Raw genomic sequence first — 22,307 nt, forward strand, 5'->3', positions numbered from 1 at the left:
TGTTAACTTATTAGATTTCATCCTTACATACTTTTTCAAGTTCTTTGACGACTTTTTCTACTTCATCCCAAGAATAAATGGTTGCGCCGGAAGCAAGTGGATGACCGCCGCCATTAAACATTCTAGCCACTTCATTTATAACTGGACCTTTTGAACGTAAGCGCACCCGGATTTGTTTATCTTCCTCAATAAAGAAGACCCAAGCTTTCATTCCGGCCACATCCCCTAAGGACCCCACCAGTGACGATGCTTCAGAAGCAGTGGCATCATATTCTGATAGCAGCTTCTTCGGAAGAACCATCGATGCAACACCATGCTGATGGATTTCAAAATTTTGCAGAACGTAACCATTTAGCTTTACAAGATTCAGCTTTTGCTCGTACATCTTGTCATAAACTTCCGTTCGTGAAAATTGATAATGAATCAATTCTCCTGCATAAGCAAACGTCTTTTCCGTTGTACTTGGAAACAGAAATCTTCCAGTATCCCCGACAATGCCAGCATATAAAAGCCGTGCTGCCGCATCATTCATTTTTAGTCCTTTTTCTTTACCAAATAAATAAAACTCATAGATCATTTCGCTGACTGAGCTTGCATCGGTATCCACCCAAAGTAGGTCTCCATAGGGATCTTCATTTGGATGATGGTCGATTTTGATTAATTTATCACCCATTTTATAACGGTCGTCGCTGATTCTATCCTGATTGGCTGTATCACAAACGATGACAAGTGCCCCTTTGTATACCTCATCAGCAATCTGATCAACTCTCCGTAAAAAATACAAGGACGGATCTTCTTGGCCAACAGCATAGACCTTCTTTTCAGGAAATGATTCTTTCAATACCTCAACTAATCCGCATTGTGAGCCATATGCATCAGGATCTGGCCGGATATGACGATGAACAATGATTGTTTCATATGCTTTTATAGCATCTAATATTTTTTCTTTCATGTTGAACTCCCTTCCATTAAGCTTGTTCTAGCATTTTACATTCAATAAAGTTAAAATAAAAGAGATTTCTGAAACTTGGAGGAACCTAAAATGCCAGTACTTGTAGTTTTGATCGTAATTTTCTTTACTTTTTATTTATTTTATAAAATAAAATACGTGCGCAGCAATCGTCCTGCTGAAAAGAAATGGCTATCATCGAAATCTAGGATTGCCCTTGGTCTTTTCGTCTGTCTGTTTGGGATTAACCAATTATTTCTTTACCATACCATGATCACCTATATTGTTGCAGCTATTTTTATCCTCATGGGAGGTTTAAGCGCCCTATCGGGAGTAAAGGCATATAAATATTACTTGCCATATGCAGAAAAGGAAGCAGAACATATAGAAGAATAACAAAAAAACAGCCGCTTCTCCATTAAGTTAGGAAGCGGCCTTTTGTAAAAGATTTAAGAAAGTAATCAGTCTTGACTTTGAGAATTGTCCAGCTCTGCGCTTAGTGCCTATCAATCAATTGGCACATCATCATTGCTTTACCCACTAGAATTCCTTCGTTAAAAACCTCTACATCTACTTTTCCAAACTTACGTCCAACTTCCAATATTTTCGGATATATTTCTAAAACACTCTCCATTTGAACCGGTTTAAGAAAATAGATAGTCATATTTTCAACAACAAGATCACCTTTTTTATAGCCTCGTAAAACCCGGTTTGCTGCTTCTGCTACAAGTGTGGTAAATACCCCATATGAAATGGTTCCAATATGGTTGGTCATTTGCGGTGTAACCTCACAGGTGAATACATCGTCGCCTTTTGTTTTTCCCCGCATCAAAATCATTTGGTTGGTAACAATATCGTCAAGCGTTTCCCCAACCTGCGGCTGGCGCTGAATCATTTGCAGCGCCTTTAACACATCCTGCCTGCTGATAATTCCTTCAAGACGGTTCGAGTCATCTGCAACAGGAAGAAGTTCGATCCCTTCCCAAACCATCATATGTGCTGCCGAAGCAACACTCGTCTTGCCACTTACGGTCATCGGGTTTTTCGTCATTACTTTATCAATCGGCAAATCTGGGCTATGACCGACAATATCCTTTGCGGTTATCATCCCTTGAATCTTCATATTTTGATCGACAACTGGATAACGGCTATGCATCGTTTCTTGATTAAATTCATGCCATTGTGATGTTCGATCAGTTGTTTGTAAATAACGTGTGTCAGCTAATGGTGTTAGGATATCCTCAACTAAAATGATCTCTTTTTTAATTAGTTGGTCATAAATAGCTCGGTTAATCATGGTTGCAACCGTAAACGTATCATAGCTGGTTGAAATAACTGGCATCTGAAGACTATCAGCTAACCTTTTCACATGTTCTTCTGCATCAAAGCCACCAGTGATTAAAACAGCTGCACCTGCTTTTAAGGCAAGTTCATGGGCATTTGTCCGGTTTCCAACAATCAAAAGATTCCCTGCTTCTGTATATCGCATCATTGCCTCAAGCTTCATTGCCCCAATGACAAATTTATTGAGGGTTTTATGTAATCCGGCCCGGCCTCCTAAAACTTGTCCGTCCACGATGTTAACTATCTCGGCAAATGTAAGCTTTTCGATATTTTCTTTCTTTTTACGTTCAATTCGGATTGTCCCAACTCTTTCAATTGTGCTTACATATCCCTTGTTTTCCGCGTCTTTTATCGCCCGATAGGCAGTTCCTTCACTCACGTTCATTGCCTTAGCGATTTGACGCACTGATATTTTTTCGCCGATTGGCAGTTCATCGATGTGTTGTAAAATTTGTTCATGCTTTGTAGCCAAGACCTTCACCCTTTATAATTTAAATTCCCACTGCTCCTAGCATAAAACAGATAATCTTAATCTAATTATAAAGTTTAACAGGTCTTGATTCAATAAACGATCTTTAACAAATGTGGACGCTTTAAGCTATTTATTGATAATTACGTGATTTCCCGCGATTATTTCGTGAAAGCGGTCTGTTTTTTCGTCTTGCTTGTCTTTTCGGATAATAAAGGATCCCCGTAAGATTACCTGCAATGACAAAAAGAGCAAAAAGGAGCCAAGCCGAAGCAAAGATTCCCTCCACTCCAGGTGCCGATAAATGAAGACGCGGTACCGCATAGTAAAGCATGAGGCCACAAACTAAAAGACAAAGTATATATCTGTTCCTTTGCATGATCTTTCCCCCTAAATACTTTTTTGTATTATCTTTATGCATTTAGAAGGAAAAAAAGTCGGCAACTTACAAAACATTTACAGCTCTAAAGATTCACCCGGCTTGAGAATTCTTCCATTTTTATTTTCAAGCAGTTGAATAAATTTGTTCGGATCCTGTTTAATCGGCGGGAACGTATTGTAATGTATTGGAACCACTGTTTTCGCATTGATGAGCTTTGCAGCATATGCTGCATCCTCCGGTCCCATCGTAAAGTTATCGCCTATTGGCAGGAATGCAACATCAACAGGATGACGCTCGCCAATCAATTTCATATCCGAAAAGAGAGAAGTATCGCCTGCGTGATAGATGGTTTTGCCTTCATTCATAAAAAGAACTCCTGCTGGCATCCCTAAGTAAATGATTTCCTGTTGATCTGTCATAAACCCGGAGCTATGAAAAGCAGGTGTGAATTTGACTGTACCAAAGTCAAACTTATAGGCACCACCTATGTTCATTCCATGCGTGTTAAGTCCCTTCCAGCCTAAATAGGTTGCAATTTCCGCTAGTCCTACAACAAGTGCTCCACTTTTTTTAGCCAATTCAATTGTGTCACCTAAATGGTCCCCATGGCCATGCGTTAGGATAATAACATCTGGATGAACATCGGCAACGGTAAGGTCCGTCAAACGGTTTCCGGTAATAAAAGGATCAATTACTATTGTTTTTCCATTTGATTCAATTTTAACAATAGAATGGCCGTGATAAGATACTTTCATGTTATTCTCCTCCTATAAGTTGGTTTGTAGTTTATTTTCTTTAATAATTCTTAGATTTCCTTCTTTATCATAGCCAATTTATTAGAACTTTTTCAAAAAATTACTCTTTTGTTGCTGTTTACCTTTGGCATACCGGCTCATTATATTTACTTTTTTACTTAATATTGCTACTCTCGAAAGTGGATTTAATTTTTAGGAGGCTAAACAAAAATGAATCAACGATTAAAAAAACTGCAAGCATGGATGATAAAAAACGATGTGCAAATCAGCTTAATCACTTCTTCTGAAAATGTTTTTTATTTAAGCGGTTTTTATAGTGACCCACATGAACGTCTGCTTGCTTTAGCCGTTTTTCAAGAAGAAGAACCATTTCTCGTTTGTCCCGCTATGGAAAAGTATAGTGCCAAAAGTTCCGGCTGGGATAATGAAATTATTGGCTACAGCGATATCGATCACCCATGGGAGCTTATTGAAAAGGGAATAAATAACCGAATTAAAAACGTAAAAAACGTGGCAATTGAAAAGGAACATATGATTGTCGAACGGTATGAAGAGCTGTCAAAGTTATTTCCAAACAGTACTTTTGTTTCTGCCGAGGAAAAATTAAGAAAGCTGCGGATGATTAAAGATAACAACGAATTAAAAACAATCGAAGAGGCATGTGCACTAGCAGATTATGCTGTTGAAGTCGGTGTTGGTGAAATAAAAGCAGGGAAAACGGAATTGGAGATTCTTTCGGCCATTGAATTTGCCTTAAAGAAAAAAGGGGTAAAGGAAATGTCGTTTGCAACGATGGTTCTGACTGGTGCGAACGCTGCTTCTCCACACGGCACACCTGGTTTAACCAAAATTCAAAAAGGCGATCTTGTTTTATTTGATTTAGGAGTGGTTGTCGACCGCTACTGTTCGGATATCACCAGAACAGTTGCCTACGGGGATATTAACGATAAACAAAAAGAAATATATGATACTGTTTTAAAAGCCCAGCTTGCTGGAATAGCAGCAAGTAAACCGGGAGCTACTGCTGCAAAAGTTGACCTTGCTGCCCGCAATGTTATTTCTGAGGCTGGCTATGGGGACTATTTTCCTCATCGTTTGGGGCATGGTCTTGGAATTAGCGTTCATGAGTTTCCGTCAATGACAGAAACAAATCAACTGGTTATTGAAGAAGGTATGGTATACACCATTGAGCCCGGAATCTACGTTCCAGAGGTTGCTGGTGTAAGAATTGAAGACGATGTTTATGTTACAGCTGATGGTGTCAAAGTATTAACGAAATTCCCGAAAGAATTGCAAGTTATTAAATAGCAACATTAGGGTCCGAGAAATTCCGGACCCTTATTCATTTAACCATTTTAAAGTAGCGATTTAGGATTGGAATAGGTAAGTCCGTGAGCTTGGGCAACTGCTTCATAGGTGATAAAACCGTCAAGTGTGTTTATTCCTTTTAGCAACGCTTCATTTTCAAGGGATGCTTGTTTATACCCTTTATTTGCAATTTGAATCGCATAAGGAACTGTAACGTTCGTTAAGGCGATCGTTGAGGTGCGTGGAACTGCACCAGGCATATTAGCTACAGCATAATGAACCACACCGTGTTTTTCATAAGTGGGATTATCGTGGGTTGTAATCCGATCTGTTGTTTCAAAGATACCACCTTGATCAATTGCAATATCGACAACTACGCTCCCAGGTTTCATAGATTTAACCATTTCTTCAGTTACAAGCTTAGGTGCCTTGGCACCCGGAATAAGCACGGCACCAATAACCAGATCAGATTCTTTAACTGCTTCTGAAATAGTATAAGGATTAGACATGAGCGTGGTAATATCCGAGCCAAAAATATCGTCCAAATGACGAAGTCGTTCGGGATTCAAGTCGATAAGATTAACCTTCGCTCCTAAACCAATAGCGATTTTGGCTGCATTTGTTCCTGCAACACCACCGCCAATAATGGTCACCTTTCCCCGCCCGACACCTGGAACTCCGGAAAGAAGAATCCCTTTTCCACCGTTAACCTTTTCTAAAAATTGTGCGCCTACTTGTGGAGCCATTCTCCCTGCGACCTCACTCATAGGAGTTAAAAGAGGAAGTGAACCATTTTGTAATTGCACTGTTTCATAAGCAATCGTTACAACTTTATGATCCAATAACGCTTTCGTTAGCACAGGCTCAGCGGCTAAATGTAAATATGTAAATAAAGTTAAGTCTTCACGGAAATATCTATATTCACTTGACAGTGGCTCCTTAACCTTCATGACCATTTCCATCGACCAAGCTTCTGCAGCTGTATCGACCAATTTTGCTCCAGATGCAGTATATTCCCCATCGGAAAAACCAGAACCGATGCCAGCCCCTTTTTCAATAAATACTTCATGACCGAAGTTCAATAGATTGACAACCCCTGCCGGCGTCATTGCCACTCGATTTTCATTATTTTTTTTTTCTTTAGGTACCCCAATGCGCATAAAAAAACCTCCTATATCTATTGGATCCGACATGAATTATTTTTACAAAATGGATAACCCAAAAAAGGAGAGCCAAATCCAAAGCCCCACGGGCGAAAGCCAAGGCCGAATGGACGAAATATTCGTGTATCATTTGGATTATAAACCTGCTGCTGTTGAACAGGCATCATTGACATTTCATTATGGCATATTTTGTCCTCCTCATTTTAAATTATATTTTCCCTAAAGAATATGCAATTTAAAATTGGAACTCTTGGGTGATTGGCCTTAAACCTGAAATTTCATAGTTCGTGTTCTAGATCTTATACAAAAAAACTGCCCATTGATGGACAGCCACAACTTAATTATAATCTTACATTTTGGTTTCAGTTCCCTTTGGTCCATATAAATCCGCGTGCAATCCCTGTTTATTGATCGACCCGCTGTTATAAACATTTTGAATTTGTTCGTTAACCACACTTGTCCCTTTCTCATCATAGAGTAACGCGGATGGCCTTTTCGGTTCACTTTTTGTCAACCTTCTATCCCCTTTCCAAATAAAATTCTTTCTTATTGTTCGATAAATTGATACACTTATTCATTTGAAGTATTGTATAATTGTGGTAAGGAGGAGATGACAATGGGACTTGAGTATAAGAATATATTAGTTGCAATTGACGGTTCACAGGAAGCAGAGTGGGCTTTTAAAAAAGCAATTGACATTGCCAAGAGAAATAATGCAAAGCTTTTATTAACTCATGTCATTGATACAAGAACGTTTGCGACAGTTGAAGCTTACGATCGAACCATTGCAGAAAGAGCGGACAAATTTGCATCAGAATTGCTTGAAAACTATCAAAAAACAGCTGTTAATGCAGGTGTTACCGATGTTGATTATGTCATTGAATTTGGCTCCCCTAAAGTAAGAATTCCAAAAGATATTGCTAAAAAGAACAACTGTGATTTAATTATTTGCGGTGCAACTGGTCTTAACGCAGTTGAAAGATTTTTCATTGGCAGTGTTTCAGAGCATATCACCAGATACGCTCCTTGTGATGTTCTGGTGATCCGGACAGAAAAGGATTAATAGACATATATTATACATCTAAAGAGGATGTCTCCAGGGGCACCCCTTCATACGGTATACAGCAAATGCCCGTACATTCTTTTGCTATATATTGTTTCTGAACTCGGGAGCAGACTTTTGGAGATATCCTCTTTTTCCCAAAAACCTATACCAATTTGAGAACTAAACAAAAAGATCTATACCAAATTGAGAAAATACTTCTATCCCATATTGAGGTTATGTGATACAATGAACAAAAATAATATAGTAGGAGGTATTAGAAAAATGAAAGAATTCTTTTATTTCGACGATCGCTTAGGCATCCATATTCCAAACATGGATTTAGGATGGCACTATTACAGTATGGAAATGGACACACAACATTCTATACTGTACCATTGGGAATTAATCCGCGGGTCCATCCCTGACCGTATCGCAGACCTCGAACATACTATCAACATTAAGCAGGCCCAGCTCTCAGAAGAAAATGATTTCCATCGCTCTTGTGAATTAAACGCCGAAATTGCAGAACACGCATCCATTATCAATGATTTGTGGATTCTATATCGTGAAAACCAAGAAATTTCAGACAAAGTATTACAATAGTAATTAAAAAAAGCTCACTCTTTTAACACAAGAGGAGCTTTTTTTTATTTTTACAGGTCTTTCTTCAATTCTCTAACCACGTGTCCGATTTCTGGGAGGATAAGTTTATTCATTGCAAGCTTTACCGCCCCTGTTGAACCAGGCGTTGAAAATATAGCTTTGTTCTTTACAACACCGGCAATTGCTCTTGATAGGATGGCACTGGAGCCAATATCTTCTTGATAACTAAGCATTCTAAACAGCTCACCAAAACCAACCATTTCCTTTTCAAGGAGGTTTTGAACCGTCTCGATGGTTACATCCCTCTTGGCTATTCCTGTTCCTCCATTGGTCAGGATTACATCGATGTCTTCATTGGTACAGCCTTTGATAATTTCGTCTCCGATTGAAGCTGATTCGTCTTTTACAATTATGTAATCTATTATCTTATGTCCTGCCTGTTCCAAAAGTTCAATCATTAACTTTCCGCTTTTGTCAGTCTCCTTGTCTCTAGTGTCGCTAACTGTAATAATCTTACAACCAACAATTTTAACTGCCTGTTTCTTATGTTCATGTGTACTCATTAATCCATCTTCTCCTCTTTTTCTCGAAGGTAACGAAGTTGATAAAAATTATGAGCAAATTCTGTTACCTTTCTCGTTAGTTGATAATTCGCAGCTGCACCAATTGCCATGCTAACAAGTGGGATACCTTGAATCAACTTTTTTCTAAAGAAGATGATCATCATTGCTTTAAAAATTTGTTGCAAAGGCTGCCGGGTCCAAGTAATATCTGTTACCTGTTCACTTCCCTCATAAAAATAATGATTATGAGTCACATTTAATTCGTTCATTAAAGTTTGCCAGCCAGCTTTTTGAACTCTGGTTGGGAGTAAAGCAATATGGAAGATTTTTAGAGAGGTCATCATTTCATATGGCGTATTTACTTCAAATCCGTATGTCATTGCGATTAATTGCACCACTCTTAAATTGATGATCGCAATCGCGGGTAGATCCATACCAATGAGCAATGCTCCTCCCGTTCCGGTTAAACCTCCTTGAGCAAAGGAGTAAAAGCGATGTCTCGCGATTTGCTGCTCAGCAATATATTGCAATTGCTCAATTTTCAAGTTCTTTAACTCTTCAATTGATTCAATATCATTAGCAAATATTCTTCCTGCTGATAAGATCCGTTCCTTTACTTCCATTTGCAATTGCGATCCTTGGATCATTGCGTGTAAATGGAACAGCCATCCATCGACCACAGAAAAAAACTGTTTTTGAATCGAATCAGGAAGTAATGAGAAAGAACGTTCTACGTATTTTTCATACAATAATTGAAAATCATTGGGTTCATAAGCCAGCAGTTTTTTTTCCCAATCCCGAATCCCCTTCAGAGTTATCTTCTCTCGGTCTGTCAATGGCACAATTACCACCTCCTAATTATTAATCGAATTATTTTTCTTAGTATATCATAACAAATAGTAAGACGAAAAAAGACAAAAGTCCCTGAGAGGGACTTTTGTCTTTTGACTAAAGATAAATAAACAGTTTAAGCTTTGATAACTGTCTAGCTCCAGCGCCCAGTGACTAGTGAACTTCACCCACCTCCCGATAAGTCAAGCACGAATGCGCTGACGCTCTTCGTGTTTCCTTTATCTCAGTCGGTGGGCTCCAGTCCTGTCGTCGCTAAACTGGCGCTTACGCTTTTCTTCATTATTTTACGTTTGCTAAACGAAGTACGTCACGGGCAATCATAACTTCTTCATTTGTAGGGATAACGATAACCTTGACAGGTGAATGAGGGTAATTAATGAATGCTTCTTCCCCTCTTGTTTTATTAAGAGCAGGATCAAAATATACACCCATAAATTCAAGCCCTTTTAATATTCTTTCTCTAATCGTATCACTATTTTCACCAATACCAGCCGTAAAAATGATCGCATCTACGCCGTACATCCGGGCAGCATAGGATCCGATATACTTATGAATCTTGCTTGCAAAAACATTTAAGGCCAATTGGGAACGGTCATCCCCCTTGGTGGCTGCTTCTTCAATATCACGAAGATCACTTGAAAAACCAGAAAGTGCGAGCATTCCACTCTTTTTATTTAATACATCTAAAACTTCTTCAGCAGTCATGCCTGTTTTTTCCATGATATACGGTATTAAGGCAGGGTCAATGTTACCGGAACGTGTACCCATGGTTACTCCGGCAAGTGGTGTAAAGCCCATCGAGGTGTCAATCGACCTTCCGCCTTCAATAGCAGCAATACTGGCACCATTTCCTAAGTGGCAGGAAATTAAACGCAGGTGTTCCAGCGGACGACCTAATAGCTCTGCAGCACGCTGTGAAACATATTTATGTGATGTGCCATGGAAACCATACTTACGGATTCCATATTTTTCATAATACTCGTATGGAAGACTGTAAAGAAAAGAACTTTCTGGCATGGTCTGATGGAATGCTGTATCAAATACAGCAATTGCTGGAACATTAGGCAATACACGATGAAATGCCTTGATCCCTGTCACGTTTGCCGGGTTATGTAATGGAGCTAATTCTGATAACCCTTCAATTTGCTCTAAAACTTTATCTGTTATAATCACAGAGTCATTAAATAATTCTCCTCCGTGTACAACCCGGTGACCAACCCCATTAATTTCATCAAGAGATTTTATAATTCCCAAAGTAGTCAGCTTATCCAGCAGCAATTTTACTGCTACTTCATGATTTGGAATATCCGATGTTTCCTTTATTTTTTCTCCATTTACAGTAATAGTAAAAATAGAGTCATTTAAACCAATCCGCTCAATTAATCCTTTTGTAATTACATCTTCACTCGGCATTTCAAATAATTGAAACTTCAATGAAGAACTTCCAGCATTGATCGCGATAATTTTCGCCATTTTTCGACCGCTCCTTCTTTTACATTTCAACATCAGTCGTGCTTTTTCTATTTTATCTTGCACAATCCGACACCAAATATTTCCCTTCAATGTTTCATTAAATCACTGTATTTGGAACATTTCAAGAAGGAGTTTGAAATAATAGCCCTTTCATTTAAATATAATTATATTCAGATATTTATAATAATTAGCAATTTATAATATTTATCTTTCTTTAAACCATTCATCAATTTGTCTTACGATTCTTTCTGTTACGGCGGCGCTTGACAAACTAGGTAACTTTGCAAGCAAAGCTTGCTTTGGAGGTCGAACATTTTCTCCATTTTTTTGCATGATCACTATACTTTTCGCTGCATTTTTATTTTTAAACATGCTGATTGGCAATTGAAGCAACCCCTGAATAACAAGATTCTCCTTTATGTACTCATGAAGCAACTGGCTTTGTTCACTTTCAAACAACCCATTTGGAATAATGAAAAAAAGGTATCCACCTGGCATGGTATGTTTGACACTCTGCTCTATAAACAAGTGATGTGAATAAGTATGACCTTCTTTAGCTTTTAGTTGATAATCTGCAGCTCTCTGGTCATTGGGATAATAACCAACTGGAAGATCACTAACGACAACATCAACAGGATCAATAAATAATTGCTCAAGGCTATCCTGATGAAAGAAGCGGACAGAGTGTTCTTGTAAATTGGCATTGACATAAGCTAGTTTTATTAAGATATCATCAAGCTCTACTCCAATTGACTCAATATCCTTTTGAAATTGCTGATTCAAAACAGTTGTTAGCAAATTGCCGGTGCCTACTGCAGGGTCTAGGATTCGAAATTGCTTTTGCTGCTGAAGGAATTTACCAACTAGATATCCAACCAGCATTCCCACTGCATCTGGAGTCATCTGGTGATTTGGCTGAATACTTTCCTTCATTCCTTTTAAGATGACTAATTGAAACGCTTTACGGATTTCCTCTTTTGAAAATCCTTCTAAATTTATTTGTTCATATTGTTTCTTAAGTCTTTTAACGGTAAGTTCACTTAACTCATCTTGAAGAATGGAACTCTGAAAAAGATTTTCACCTGTTTCAGCCAATGCTTCAAGATATGTACAAGACAATTCTTCCTGGAGAACAATTGCCGTCTCATTAAATATCGTAAAAAGCTCTTCTACTGGAGAAATGTTCATTTTCTTCCTCCTCCTAAATTTCTCTATTCATTTTAACGAGTCTCGATTACTTTCACAAGTCTAAATTATTTACTATTTAAAAAGGCCTCGCCAGTGGCGAGGTCCTTTTAATTTGTTTTTTTACTTTGCGCTTTTAGCAGCTTCAAGTGCTGCTTCATAATTAGGGTGGTTAGTCCCTTCGCTGACATATTCAACATATGTCACAGTATCATTGGAATCAACGACAAATATTGCACGTGCTAATAATCTTAATTCTTGCATTGCAACCCCATATGCTTCACCAAAGGAAAGGTCACGGTGGTCAGATAAAGTTTGAACATTTTCAACTCCGGCTGCTCCACACCAGCGTTTTTGTGCAAATGGAAGATCGACACTAATTGTCAAAATTTTAACGTTTCCTAAATTAGAAGCTTCTTCATTAAAACGACGTGTTTGTGCATCACAAACACCAGTATCGAGTGAAGGAACAACACTAATTAATCGTACTTGTCCTTTTGTATCGTTAAGTGTTACTTCTGTTAAGTCATTTGCTAAAACAGTAAAATTCGGAGCCTTATCTCCTACTTTTATTTCATTACCTAGTAGTGTTACTGGTTTGTTGATAAATGTAACATTTGCCATTTTTATCCATCCTCCTCGAATCTTATGTACATTTTAAATATAACTTTTTGATATTTTTTTTGCAATTATTTTGGCTCTTATATAATAATGAATCTAAAAAATTGTCTTTTAGAAATAAAAGAAATAGAGCATTTTTCATGTCCATTTTTTCAAAGAAAAAAGTTAATCTTCACAGACTGGAAGATTAACTTTCTTCGCTAAATTTGTAGGTCTTGCTTTTCTTGCGATTGTTGAGAGCCTTGATTTTGTTGTTGAGACTGTTGAGATTGATTTTTTGATTGCGAAGAATCTTCTTGTTTTGATTGATTCCTATTGGATAACATCTGTTGAATCTTATCTACCGCCTGTGGAGCAAGCTCAAGGATTTTTTCATATAGATGTGTACTCTCATCAAGATGGAGCATTTTCACACCATGTGAATTAACAATTAAAAAGGCAATCGGCGTAATGGAAACTCCACCGCCGCTTCCGCCTCCAAACGGATGGTTTGATTGATTCTGACCCTGGTCCTTTGACTGGTTTTGTGATTGATTTTGCGAATTAGATTGATCAATTTTAAACTCGCTACCACCTGCAGCAAACCCAAATCCTACCTTTGATACAGTTAAAATTACACTTCCATCAGGCGTTTCAACAGGATCTCCAATGATCGTATTTACATCAATCATTTCCTTTAAACTTTCCATAGCAGTTGTCATCAATCCTTGAATTGGGTGGTCCGACATTTTGTTTCCTCCCTGTTATAAGATTTAGATAGATTTGTCATTCGACATGAGGCTGTTTGGTTTTAAATGTGGGCGTCCGCCCTTCCACAATTTCACTAGCTTTAATCCTGCCAACATAGCATGCCCGATCCGAAACTGAAAAATACATGTTAATTCAGTGTGGGTTATCATTTGTTGAAAATGGGGCTGGACCATTAATCTAGGCATTTCTTTCAACCTTAAATAATGACTTAATAACCCGAGAATCCCTCCCTTAATCGCCCATAACGCTCCGGCAGCCATCCCAGAATGCACAGCATCCCCCAATCCGATTATTGAATTCCATTCAAATTTTTCAACAGATACTCTTTTAAAAAACTTTTTTATGATGTTATTTAGTTGAATTACATGTTCAAGTATCTCTCGAAAATTTTTTAGGGTATTAATCAGTTTTTGTGGTGTAAGCATTTTTACATTTTCCTCTTCCTGATTTGTTTCTCCATTGCCTTTTTCTGTTTCCTTTACAATTATGCTTGGTGAATGTTCATCTACTTTAATCAGGGGAATATTCTTTTTATACCGAATTAGCCCAAACCAAATTCTAAATTCAATTTTCAAATTATCATCATCTTTATAGTGATAGTAATTTAAATAGATTGTTATTTTTGTAAAAATTATAAGGATAATTAGGAACAAAAGAATGATGAGAGCAATAACCAGCCATTTCAATTCGTTCACAACCTTTCAGCATATTAGTATCTTCTGAAAGAAAAAAAATAAACCTATCACCCTTAAGATGATAGGTTTATCACTTTGATATACGGCCATACAAAAATTTTTATCAGCTGTCTGTATGGACAACGGATGTGTCAGCAAAAAGATCATGCAATCCTTGTTTATGAGGTAAGAAGGCGACAATAACATACCCGACAATAACTGTCGCAGAAATAAATCTGCCGATCCATTCACGAAATAGGACAGTTCCCCATGATAATTCACTTTTCTTTAGATCGACCACTTTTAGTCCAAAAACCATTTTACCAAGCGTTTGCCCTAAATACTTTGTCATCAGAACAAAATACAAATAAAATATCACGGCCGATGCAATTGAAATCGGGGCAAATATATTGATCTCCCACAAAGGGATATCTAAAAAACGAAATATAGGGTTAATCAGCATCCGCTCAATACTTCCTATTACAATTAAATCAAGCAAGTATGCCCAAAACCGCATCCAAAAACCTGCGTAGTGGACAGAAACGAGAATACTTTTCCCATCGCCGTGGTGCCCTGCCTGATCCATATTGTTGATCTTTTCTGCATCAACAGGCAGCTCACTTGTATAATTTTCAGTCGTCTTCATTCTGTCCCCCCTATTCCGCGTAGAGATACATGAGCCGCGGTGAATTTGTTTTAGAGATCAACTTCATTAAATTTGATAATTCAGCATTATTCCCACTAAAAGATTTTTGTGCAGTCATCCCCAATAAAGAACCAATTCCAACATTATCAGAATAACGAATGACCTCTGCTCCGCTAAGGTTTTCAGCTTTTTTCATTTTCGCAATAACATCATCTAAATAGCCGAAACCGTCAATTAGATTTAAATCCTTGGCCTGCCTCCCATCATATACGCGTCCATCAGCCAGTTTCTTGACTTGGTCAACGGGGATATGACGACCATCAGAAATCACTTTTACAAATCCTTCATATGAATTATTAATCATTTCCTGGAGAATTTTTCGTTCATCATCTGTCATTTGTCTTGTTGGACTCATTATATCTTTATATGGTCCACTTTTAATTGTTACAAAATCAACACCGTATTTTTTAGCAAGTCCCTTATAATTATATCCTTCCATGATCACTCCTAAGGACCCTGTCAATGTCTCTGGACTTGCATATATCTTATTAGCAGCAGTTGAAATATAATATCCGCCAGAAGCCGTTATCGAGCCCATCGAAACATAGACGGGCTTTTTTAGTTGTAGAATTTTATGGTGAATTTCAGCACTCTCCATTACGCCTCCTCCGGGAGAGTTAACTCTTAAAATAATGCCCTTAACAGAATCATCCGCTTTAATATAGTCAAGCTTTTTTAGGAAGGATTGATGGTTGTATCCTGAGTTTTGTAGAAATGATTGTGCTTCCCCTGTGTCTTGAATAACACCATCCACGTCAAGAATGACAATCTTTTTTGTTTCACTTCCCTCTTTCACTACCTCTTCTGTAAAGGGCTGCTCAGTCGCTGCAAATAAATCAGTGACATCTGTTTTCATTCCCTTGAAGGCAAAAGAAGATAGTAAATTGATCACGACAGAGACAATAAATAACCCTATCGCAATTCCTAATGCCGCCCAGCGTTTACCGTTCATTTCTATACATTCCTCCCATATAATATTTTTCTCAAAAAATATTCTTGTTTTTTTGAAAAAATGTTAATATTATATTAATTAAGAATATTTTATCAAATTATAGTCTAACAATCATACTGATTTAAAAATTAAAACAAATTTTGTGGAGGTACGAACAATGGAAAGCCTAAATAATATTTACTTTTACCACAAAAAGGATACAGAAATGGTTGCTAAAGCTGCGCCAATTTATGATTTAGCTAACCGCTATGGACTTACAATTGTAAAGGACCCCCAAAAAGCAAACATTATCGCTAGTATTGGTGGTGACGGGGCATTCCTGCAAGCAGTAAGGAAAACGGGATTCCGAGATGATTGTCTTTATGCTGGCATTTCAACAAGAAACAGCCTTGGGATATATTGCGATTTTCACATCAATGATTTATCGAAATTAATTGAAGCACTTGAATATGAACAACTAGCAGTGTGGAACCGACCGATTATTGAGGTAACAGTTGATGATCGTAGTACATTTTCTTGCTTAAACGAGTTTAGTATCCAGTCAGGGATTATTAAAACGCTTGTAATTGATGTTTTTATTGATAACATCCATTTTGAAACTTTCCGTGGGGACGGATTGATTGTATCAACCCCGACAGGAAGTTCAGGTTATAATAAATCCGTTAACGGGGCTGTTGTTGATCCTTTGCTTTCATGCATGCAAATAAGCGAACTGGCATCGGTAAACAGTAATCAGTATCGGTCATTGGGTTCCTCCTTCATCCTGGGAAAGGAACGCACACTCACCCTTAGGGTTGTCCCAGGAAATGACCATCCGACAATGGGAATGGATAACGAAGCATTAAGCATCCGTCATGTTGAAAAAATCCAAATCAAGCTTAGCGATAAAAAAATAAAAACGGTAAAATTAAAAGGTAATTCCAATTCCTTCTGGGAAAAAGTAAGAAAAAATTTCTTATAACAAAGCGGAAGCGCCCGTTTAGTGATGTAAGCGGTATCTATTACTTATTATTGATTTTAAACCAAAAACCTTATCCATCTATATATTGGATAAGGTTTTTGAAAATAGAAGAGGACAGGTATTACCTGTCCTCTGTAGCCATATTATTTGTTTTTTAGCTTAACGAGAAAATCCGCCGCTTAATTGTTGTTGCGCCATTGTAACTAGGCGCTTCGTGATTTCACCACCAACAGAACCGTTAGCACGTGAAACTGTATCAGCACCAAGCTGTACTCCAAATTCAGAAGCAATTTCGTATTTCATTTGATCAAGAGCTTGTTCAACACCAGGAACTAGTAATTGATTATTGTTTGGCATGTAATCTCACCTCCTTGTGAGTATAGAATGTGTAGAATCACATGCCCTCATTCCCTAAAACCACTGGTAATTATTCGCATAATTTATAAAAAATGTGAAAATAAAAGTACAATTTAAAATAATTCGTTAAACAAGCTTTCATCTTGCGAATTATGCTTTATTAAAAGTGTTTCAGTCCCATTCACTGCATCTTGAATAAATGGTTCGAAATCAAGGAAGCTCTCATAGAAGTTGACTTTGTCTCTTTTAGGTTTGGTCTTTGGTGATGCCGGTACAAAGATTGTACAGCAATCTTCAAAAGGTCTTATGGAAATATCATGGGTATTAATTTCCTGCGCGATTTTTATTATATCCGTTTTATCCATCATTATCAAAGGTCTTAAAACAGGCGTTGTTGTTACCTCATTGATTGTATACATGCTTTCAAGTGTCTGGCTTGCTACTTGACCGACACTTTCTCCTGTGACAATTGCCAGGCCATTACGTTTACTCCTTAATTCATCCGTGATCCGCAGCATTAATCGACGGGTTGTTGTCATTGCATAATTTTCAGGTATTTGCTTCCTAACCGCTTCTTGAACCATTGTAAATGGGACAATATGAAGTGTTAGCGCTCCTCCAATCTCAGCCAGCTTTTTCGCTAAATCGACAACCTTTTGTTTGGCCCGCTCACTGGTATAGGGCGGACTAAAAAAATGCACAGCCTCGATTTCTAACCCTCGTTTCATTGCGAGATATCCTGCTACAGGGCTGTCAAATCCCCCAGAAAGCATAAGCATCGCCTTTCCACTTGAGCCAACTGGAAGACCACCCGCCCCGATAATCGTTTCAGATGACAAATAGGCTGCTTCGCTTCTAATCTCCACCTGCATATTAATATTTGGATGCCTTACATCAACCTTTAAACTAGGAAAGCACTTTAAGAGATGTGCACCCAGACTTTGATTAATGTCATCTGTATCATATTCAAATGATCGATCAGCCCTTTTAGCAGAAATTTTAAACGTTTGATTTCCTGTGTAGAGATGGAGAAATAATTCATAAGCAGCCTGTTTTATTTTTTCTAGATCCCTTTCTACCTTTAGCGCTGGACTAAATGATTGAATACCAAATATTTTCTGCAAAATCCCGATTATTTCGGTACTATTTTCACCGTTTAAGAGAATAAAGGTTCGATCACGGCCAGCCTCTATTTTAACCTTTGGATATAATTGAAGTGCATTCTTTATACTTTTCTTAAGCTTTTCAACAAACTGATGACGGTTCCTTCCTTTTGTTGAAATTTCACCATAACGAACTAGTATTCGGTCATAATTCATTTAATTTCTTACCTTTCCAAAATGATTAGCAATTTGTTTAACAGCTGCAATAAATTTCAGGGCTTCGTCCATTGTGTTATCGAAGGAGAGACTGATTCTTATTGCTCTTTCGGCCAGATTTTTTGTAACTCCCATAGCTAGTAATGTTTTACTTGGCTGTTTTCCTTTAGAGGAACAGGCACTTGTAGTAGAAGCATAAATTTCTTCCTGCTCTAATGCGTGGATAAATGTTTCAGCATTCATCCATGCTGCCGAAAAATTGATTATATGTGGCACAGCCTTATGATCAATAGGTGTATGAATTGTAATTTCGGGAATTTCAGAGAGTTTGTATAGTAGTGCTTTTTGTATCTCGTTAAGGTTTTTAATCCTTGCTTCATACCGATCCATTGTTATTCTGAGTGCTTTAGCCATGGCGACAGCTCCAGCCACATTTTCCGTGCCGCTTCGAATGTTATTTTCTTGATTTCCACCTGAGTTGAGTGAGGCAATTTTCACTCCGTCCCTGATAAAAAGCATCCCCGACCCTTTTAATCCGTGAAATTTATGCGCAGATATTGAAAATAGATCTACCCCAAACTCTTTTAAATCAACCGGCAGCTTTCCGACAGCTTGAACTGCATCAACATGAAAAAGAATCTTTGGAAACCTTTCGAGCAGCTTCCCTATTTCTTTTATCGGCTGGATGGAGCCAACCTCGTTATTGATATACATAGTAGAAATTAAAATCGTATCAGGACGAATTGCTTTTTCCACAGCTTCAACCTGCACGACCCCGTTTTGATCTACTGGTAAATAAGTAACACTAAATCCCAGTTGTTCCAGCTGTTCCATCGCATTGCTGATTGAGGGATGCTCAATACTTGTTGTTATAATGTGGCGTCCTCTTCCTTTATGCATCATAAGGGCTGTTCCTTTAACAGCTAAATTATTACTTTCGGTCCCTCCCGATGTAAAGTAGACTTCTGACGCGTTTACCTTCAAGAGACTGGCAATCTGTGCTCTTGCCTGCGTTAATAGTTGTTCTGCCTGTCCCCCTAAACCATGCAGCGAGGATGGGTTACCAAAATATTTATTTGTAACCTTCACAAAGGAGTCAACTACCTCTGTGTATGGTTTTGTTGTCGCACTGTTGTCAAAATAAATCATGCCTTCCACCTTTCCATCCAAAACAGTTAAAGAAAATGCCATAGCATTATCTTATCAAAAGAAAAAACCGATTCATACAATCTGGCTGAATCGGCTTTTATTGATTTAATTAAAGATTTCAGTTTCCTCTTTTGAAGCAATTGTTTCGATTCTTTTTATTGCTCCAGGATCAATAGCTTGAATCGAGGTTGCGGCCTGTTCTAATGCACTCTGATAATCAAAGCTTCGAAATGCTTTTTCAGCTTCGGCTAAAGCCCGAGAAACGGTTGGATACTGGCTGCGGTAGCGGTTTCCATACTGAATAACTTTTTCGGCAAGCCTAGCACTTTCCATCAACTCATATGTAGTACTAACAAGTTTCTCAACCGTTAAGACTGCAATTTCCAAATATTGATTTACTGAAGAGATATTTAGCGGCTTTTCTTCAAGCTGCTTTTTCACATTTTCAATGCTCTCTCGTCCATCTTTAAAAAGATATTTATAATCGTCCGGTAATCCAGGAATATTACTTTTTGAAATTAGCCTTAACGCTTCGTTGACCTTTTTCGCTAATTCCTGTATTTTATCTCTTGCTTCGATTTCATCTTTCCTAAGCGCCTGTAATCTAAAGAAGAAGTTATGCTGTTCCTCTCTAAGTGCATCTAACTCATCCTTTATCTCATTTAACTCTTCACTAACTGCTGTCAGAGGGGTTTCATTATTCTTTACTTTCTCATTAAGAATCTCAAACCGCTTATACAAGGAAGACAGTTCGTTATCTAACTGCATTTGAGTTTCAAACTCATATTCTGTCAAATGGTAACTCTGTTGGATTTCCAATAATTCATTATTAAGTTGTTCATTTTCATCTCTAACAGCATTTAGCAGTTCATTTGTGACTTTTTCAGTCTGTATCACAAATCGCTTGGCATGTACTTCCTTTTCTAGGAGGTCAAATAGTACTTCAATTCGAGCCTTAATTTCCTTCATTTCCTTTTCGGCTTGATCTAAATCTGCTGCTTCGACCTGAGCTAAGCAGGTTTTAATTTTCTCTTCTAGTTCACTATTTTCATTCTCCAATTGAATGTGTTCTAGATAATATCCTTGCTTAATCATACCAAGAAAGCCTTCACGAATATCCGAGAGTTGGGAAGGAAGAATTGATTGGCATTCAATTAAATACTGCGGGATGATCTCCATTTGTTTTGTAATGGTTTCTAATTGAACCATAGTATGCAAGACGGTTTCGCGTGCCTCTAGATAATTTCCATTTTTGGTCTTTTCCTCGTAATCCAAGAAATTATTCGTAACTTCTTTTAATTGATCCTCTAAAATTTTTTCAGCTTTTCCAAAACTATGGTGATGTGCAAGTAAATTCTTTTTTGCTTCCCTATAGGCGTCTTTTAATTGTTCGATTTCCACTCTATTTTTCTCTTCGCTACCAACCAATTCATTTAGCTCATTCAGAATACTTTTAATTTCCTGTTCCATTTCCAGTAATTTATTTTCAATCTGTTTTTGAGCATCTCTTGCTTTTCTAAATCGATATCGGTCAATATGTTCTTCCGCATCGAATAGCAGATCCTCCAGATTCGGTAATTTTACTGTAACGATATCGTCCCATTGATTCCGCCAGCATTCAAAAAGTTCCTCTGTTTGTCCGGTCATATTTAGTCGCTTTACTTTAGACATTTCATCAAGAACAGGTCGAGCAGTAATATCTAGTTTCCAGGTTTCCAGCCTATCCATCTCTCTATAATATTTTTTCTTTATCAAATAACCTATCACAATCATTACGAGTAAAAAGATTATCAATCCAATGATGTACTTCACACGTAAGCCTCCTGTTCCAAACAACGTCGCTTCATTTAAAGCTAAATTACGATCTATGTGAATTTTAAAACATAAAGTTCGATTCAATGTTTTAATGATACCATGTAAACGACAATTTTTGACTAATTATATTCAACTTTTTATTTAAAGTACGGAAAAATTTTATAGCAAAGAAAATTTAACACAGACTCACATAATGGTAAATGGTGGAAAAGGCCTAAATGAAAAAAGAGGATGATTCAAAGGTATTGCCCTCTGATTCATCCTCACGATTTTAGGAAATAAGTGCTTCTTTTCTGCATAATACTTCATCGATCCATTTATAGATGTCATGTGTATATTTTTCAGCGAAAAAGCGTTCGTTCGGAAAAACATATAATACTTCTCTTAAATAGTTAGTATTTAAAAAGGGCATGATCCACAAACCTTTTAATTGAACAATCATATAGGCTATAGAGTGCCGATTAAATTCTCTCCATTCTATTCCTTTTTCAAAAACCCTTTGGAGGTAAAATTTTTCCTTTGTATAATAAGTGGCCATGATCTCCCTGACCAATTGAGAGTCAATTGACATTTCTCTGAAAATAAAAGGTGTTAATTGGATATTTTCACAAAGAAAATTCATAAGGTTAGCAGTTATTTTTTTTAAACAAAAGGTTGCTCCGTGATCAATAGATGCAAAGCCCTCTTCAATTTTAGCCATATATTGCTCAAAAAAAGAAATAAAACAATACTCTAATAAACCATGTTTATTTTGAAAATAATAGGCAATATTAGCTGGATTTACTTTAGCTTTAGCTGCAATATCACGAATTGAGGTCCCAGAGTATCCTTTTGTATTAAATAACGACACGGCTGCCTGAACAATTGCTTCCTTTGAATTTTTCTTCATCAGCTTGCCTCCTCTTAGGATTA

Annotated in this window: 25 protein-coding genes; 5 read left to right on the plus strand and 20 right to left on the minus strand. The window is 37.5% G+C overall.

Annotated elements, in window-relative coordinates:
• Positions 1 to 10 precede the first annotated feature (10 nt).
• Positions 11 to 952: a DHH family phosphoesterase gene (locus JN080_RS03760; protein WP_256234569.1), complete on the minus strand. Its 942-nt coding sequence runs from the start codon at positions 950 to 952 to the stop codon at positions 11 to 13.
• 90 nt (positions 953 to 1,042) lie between these two features.
• Between JN080_RS03760 and JN080_RS03765 the strand changes: the two genes are divergently transcribed.
• Entirely contained in the window at positions 1,043 to 1,345 is a 303-nt protein-coding gene (locus JN080_RS03765) for a YtpI family protein (RefSeq protein WP_256234570.1), read from the plus strand.
• Between the two features lie 100 nt (positions 1,346 to 1,445).
• On the opposite strand, the gene JN080_RS03770 is transcribed toward JN080_RS03765, so the two are convergent.
• From JN080_RS03770 to JN080_RS03780, 3 genes are all read right to left on the minus strand, one after another.
• Positions 1,446 to 2,765 (minus strand): CBS domain-containing protein, encoded by a 1,320-nt coding sequence (locus JN080_RS03770; RefSeq protein WP_256234571.1) that lies wholly within the window; start codon positions 2,763 to 2,765, stop codon positions 1,446 to 1,448.
• 130 nt (positions 2,766 to 2,895) lie between these two features.
• A complete protein-coding gene (locus tag JN080_RS03775; RefSeq protein ID WP_256234572.1) occupies positions 2,896 to 3,141 on the minus strand; it encodes a hypothetical protein in 246 nt (81 codons plus the stop codon).
• Positions 3,142 to 3,218: 77 nt separating this feature from the next.
• Positions 3,219 to 3,899, minus strand: coding sequence for a metal-dependent hydrolase (locus JN080_RS03780; protein WP_256234573.1), 681 nt, complete (start codon positions 3,897 to 3,899; stop codon positions 3,219 to 3,221).
• A gap of 210 nt (positions 3,900 to 4,109) precedes the next feature.
• Between JN080_RS03780 and JN080_RS03785 the strand changes: the two genes are divergently transcribed.
• Positions 4,110 to 5,207 carry a M24 family metallopeptidase gene (locus JN080_RS03785; protein WP_256234574.1) on the plus strand — a complete coding sequence of 366 codons (1,098 nt, stop codon included), beginning with the start codon at positions 4,110 to 4,112 and terminating at the stop codon, positions 5,205 to 5,207.
• 47 nt (positions 5,208 to 5,254) lie between these two features.
• On the opposite strand, the gene ald is transcribed toward JN080_RS03785, so the two are convergent.
• Together ald and JN080_RS03795 are read right to left on the minus strand one after the other, a co-directional pair.
• Entirely contained in the window at positions 5,255 to 6,367 is a 1,113-nt protein-coding gene (gene ald, locus JN080_RS03790; RefSeq protein WP_256234575.1) for an alanine dehydrogenase, read from the minus strand.
• A 352-nt stretch (positions 6,368 to 6,719) separates the two neighbouring features.
• Positions 6,720 to 6,884 (minus strand): hypothetical protein, encoded by a 165-nt coding sequence (locus JN080_RS03795; protein WP_256234576.1) that lies wholly within the window; start codon positions 6,882 to 6,884, stop codon positions 6,720 to 6,722.
• A 102-nt stretch (positions 6,885 to 6,986) separates the two neighbouring features.
• Between JN080_RS03795 and JN080_RS03800 the strand changes: the two genes are divergently transcribed.
• Positions 6,987 to 7,433 carry a universal stress protein gene (locus JN080_RS03800; RefSeq protein WP_256234577.1) on the plus strand — a complete coding sequence of 149 codons (447 nt, stop codon included), beginning with the start codon at positions 6,987 to 6,989 and terminating at the stop codon, positions 7,431 to 7,433.
• A gap of 264 nt (positions 7,434 to 7,697) precedes the next feature.
• Positions 7,698 to 8,018, plus strand: a complete 321-nt coding sequence (locus tag JN080_RS03805) for a hypothetical protein (RefSeq protein WP_256234578.1) — start codon at positions 7,698 to 7,700, stop codon at positions 8,016 to 8,018.
• A 50-nt stretch (positions 8,019 to 8,068) separates the two neighbouring features.
• On the opposite strand, the gene JN080_RS03810 is transcribed toward JN080_RS03805, so the two are convergent.
• From JN080_RS03810 to sppA, 9 genes are all read right to left on the minus strand, one after another.
• Positions 8,069 to 8,581 carry a MogA/MoaB family molybdenum cofactor biosynthesis protein gene (locus JN080_RS03810; protein ID WP_256234579.1) on the minus strand — a complete coding sequence of 171 codons (513 nt, stop codon included), beginning with the start codon at positions 8,579 to 8,581 and terminating at the stop codon, positions 8,069 to 8,071.
• Positions 8,581 to 9,423: an EcsC family protein gene (locus JN080_RS03815; RefSeq protein WP_256234580.1), complete on the minus strand. Its 843-nt coding sequence runs from the start codon at positions 9,421 to 9,423 to the stop codon at positions 8,581 to 8,583. Before JN080_RS03815 ends, JN080_RS03810 begins: the two co-directional genes overlap by 1 nt.
• Before the next feature lie 289 nt (positions 9,424 to 9,712).
• Positions 9,713 to 10,906 (minus strand): acetate kinase, encoded by a 1,194-nt coding sequence (locus JN080_RS03820; RefSeq protein WP_256234582.1) that lies wholly within the window; start codon positions 10,904 to 10,906, stop codon positions 9,713 to 9,715.
• Positions 10,907 to 11,110: 204 nt separating this feature from the next.
• Positions 11,111 to 12,094, minus strand: coding sequence for a class I SAM-dependent methyltransferase (locus JN080_RS03825; RefSeq protein WP_256234583.1), 984 nt, complete (start codon positions 12,092 to 12,094; stop codon positions 11,111 to 11,113).
• Between the two features lie 120 nt (positions 12,095 to 12,214).
• Positions 12,215 to 12,715: a thiol peroxidase gene (gene tpx / locus JN080_RS03830; protein ID WP_256234584.1), complete on the minus strand. Its 501-nt coding sequence runs from the start codon at positions 12,713 to 12,715 to the stop codon at positions 12,215 to 12,217.
• 197 nt (positions 12,716 to 12,912) lie between these two features.
• On the minus strand, positions 12,913 to 13,440 hold the full coding sequence (gene ytfJ, locus JN080_RS03835) for a GerW family sporulation protein (RefSeq protein WP_256234585.1): 528 nt from the start codon (positions 13,438 to 13,440) through the stop codon (positions 12,913 to 12,915).
• A 24-nt stretch (positions 13,441 to 13,464) separates the two neighbouring features.
• Positions 13,465 to 14,157 carry a DUF2953 domain-containing protein gene (locus JN080_RS03840; RefSeq protein ID WP_256234586.1) on the minus strand — a complete coding sequence of 231 codons (693 nt, stop codon included), beginning with the start codon at positions 14,155 to 14,157 and terminating at the stop codon, positions 13,465 to 13,467.
• Positions 14,158 to 14,260: 103 nt separating this feature from the next.
• Entirely contained in the window at positions 14,261 to 14,722 is a 462-nt protein-coding gene (locus JN080_RS03845; protein WP_256234705.1) for an RDD family protein, read from the minus strand.
• A 70-nt stretch (positions 14,723 to 14,792) separates the two neighbouring features.
• Complete coding sequence (gene sppA, locus JN080_RS03850; protein ID WP_256234587.1) at positions 14,793 to 15,794, minus strand: signal peptide peptidase SppA; 1,002 nt, start codon at positions 15,792 to 15,794, stop codon at positions 14,793 to 14,795.
• A 157-nt stretch (positions 15,795 to 15,951) separates the two neighbouring features.
• Here sppA and JN080_RS03855 point away from each other — a divergent pair, with 157 nt between their 5' ends.
• On the plus strand, positions 15,952 to 16,755 hold the full coding sequence (locus JN080_RS03855; RefSeq protein WP_256234588.1) for an NAD kinase: 804 nt from the start codon (positions 15,952 to 15,954) through the stop codon (positions 16,753 to 16,755).
• Positions 16,756 to 16,914: 159 nt separating this feature from the next.
• On the opposite strand, the gene JN080_RS03860 is transcribed toward JN080_RS03855, so the two are convergent.
• The 5 genes from JN080_RS03860 to refZ form a co-directional block, all read right to left on the minus strand.
• Positions 16,915 to 17,112, minus strand: a complete 198-nt coding sequence (locus tag JN080_RS03860) for an alpha/beta-type small acid-soluble spore protein (RefSeq protein ID WP_256234589.1) — start codon at positions 17,110 to 17,112, stop codon at positions 16,915 to 16,917.
• A gap of 113 nt (positions 17,113 to 17,225) precedes the next feature.
• Positions 17,226 to 18,431, minus strand: a complete 1,206-nt coding sequence (gene thiI / locus JN080_RS03865) for a tRNA uracil 4-sulfurtransferase ThiI (protein ID WP_256234590.1) — start codon at positions 18,429 to 18,431, stop codon at positions 17,226 to 17,228.
• Positions 18,432 to 19,580 carry a cysteine desulfurase family protein gene (locus JN080_RS03870; RefSeq protein ID WP_256234591.1) on the minus strand — a complete coding sequence of 383 codons (1,149 nt, stop codon included), beginning with the start codon at positions 19,578 to 19,580 and terminating at the stop codon, positions 18,432 to 18,434.
• Positions 19,581 to 19,685: 105 nt separating this feature from the next.
• Positions 19,686 to 21,392, minus strand: coding sequence for a septation ring formation regulator EzrA (gene ezrA, locus JN080_RS03875; RefSeq protein ID WP_256234592.1), 1,707 nt, complete (start codon positions 21,390 to 21,392; stop codon positions 19,686 to 19,688).
• A gap of 274 nt (positions 21,393 to 21,666) precedes the next feature.
• Positions 21,667 to 22,284, minus strand: a complete 618-nt coding sequence (gene refZ / locus JN080_RS03880; protein ID WP_256234593.1) for a forespore capture DNA-binding protein RefZ — start codon at positions 22,282 to 22,284, stop codon at positions 21,667 to 21,669.
• Positions 22,285 to 22,307 lie beyond the last annotated feature (23 nt).

The sequence above is a fragment of the Bacillus sp. EB600 genome, assembly GCF_024494385.1.
In the GTDB taxonomy this organism is placed as follows: domain Bacteria; phylum Bacillota; class Bacilli; order Bacillales; family Cytobacillaceae; genus JAEVLT01.

Coding starts and splice junctions, on each gene's coding strand:
- refZ (WP_256234593.1), bottom strand. CDS start 22,284: ATGAAGAAAAATTCAAAGGAAGCAATTGTTCAGGCAGCCGTGTCGTTA.
- tpx (WP_256234584.1), bottom strand. CDS start 12,715: ATGGCAAATGTTACATTTATCAACAAACCAGTAACACTACTAGGTAAT.
- JN080_RS03860 (WP_256234589.1), bottom strand. CDS start 17,112: ATGCCAAACAATAATCAATTACTAGTTCCTGGTGTTGAACAAGCTCTT.
- JN080_RS03765 (WP_256234570.1), top strand. CDS start 1,043: ATGCCAGTACTTGTAGTTTTGATCGTAATTTTCTTTACTTTTTATTTA.
- JN080_RS03785 (WP_256234574.1), top strand. CDS start 4,110: ATGAATCAACGATTAAAAAAACTGCAAGCATGGATGATAAAAAACGAT.
- JN080_RS03805 (WP_256234578.1), top strand. CDS start 7,698: ATGAAAGAATTCTTTTATTTCGACGATCGCTTAGGCATCCATATTCCA.
- thiI (WP_256234590.1), bottom strand. CDS start 18,431: ATGAATTATGACCGAATACTAGTTCGTTATGGTGAAATTTCAACAAAA.
- JN080_RS03825 (WP_256234583.1), bottom strand. CDS start 12,094: ATGAACATTTCTCCAGTAGAAGAGCTTTTTACGATATTTAATGAGACG.
- JN080_RS03780 (WP_256234573.1), bottom strand. CDS start 3,899: ATGAAAGTATCTTATCACGGCCATTCTATTGTTAAAATTGAATCAAAT.
- JN080_RS03775 (WP_256234572.1), bottom strand. CDS start 3,141: ATGCAAAGGAACAGATATATACTTTGTCTTTTAGTTTGTGGCCTCATG.
- JN080_RS03870 (WP_256234591.1), bottom strand. CDS start 19,580: ATGATTTATTTTGACAACAGTGCGACAACAAAACCATACACAGAGGTA.
- JN080_RS03820 (WP_256234582.1), bottom strand. CDS start 10,906: ATGGCGAAAATTATCGCGATCAATGCTGGAAGTTCTTCATTGAAGTTT.
- JN080_RS03800 (WP_256234577.1), top strand. CDS start 6,987: ATGGGACTTGAGTATAAGAATATATTAGTTGCAATTGACGGTTCACAG.
- JN080_RS03855 (WP_256234588.1), top strand. CDS start 15,952: ATGGAAAGCCTAAATAATATTTACTTTTACCACAAAAAGGATACAGAA.
- ytfJ (WP_256234585.1), bottom strand. CDS start 13,440: ATGTCGGACCACCCAATTCAAGGATTGATGACAACTGCTATGGAAAGT.
- JN080_RS03845 (WP_256234705.1), bottom strand. CDS start 14,722: ATGGATCAGGCAGGGCACCACGGCGATGGGAAAAGTATTCTCGTTTCT.
- JN080_RS03810 (WP_256234579.1), bottom strand. CDS start 8,581: ATGAGTACACATGAACATAAGAAACAGGCAGTTAAAATTGTTGGTTGT.
- JN080_RS03760 (WP_256234569.1), bottom strand. CDS start 952: ATGAAAGAAAAAATATTAGATGCTATAAAAGCATATGAAACAATCATT.
- sppA (WP_256234587.1), bottom strand. CDS start 15,794: ATGAACGGTAAACGCTGGGCGGCATTAGGAATTGCGATAGGGTTATTT.
- ald (WP_256234575.1), bottom strand. CDS start 6,367: ATGCGCATTGGGGTACCTAAAGAAAAAAAAAATAATGAAAATCGAGTG.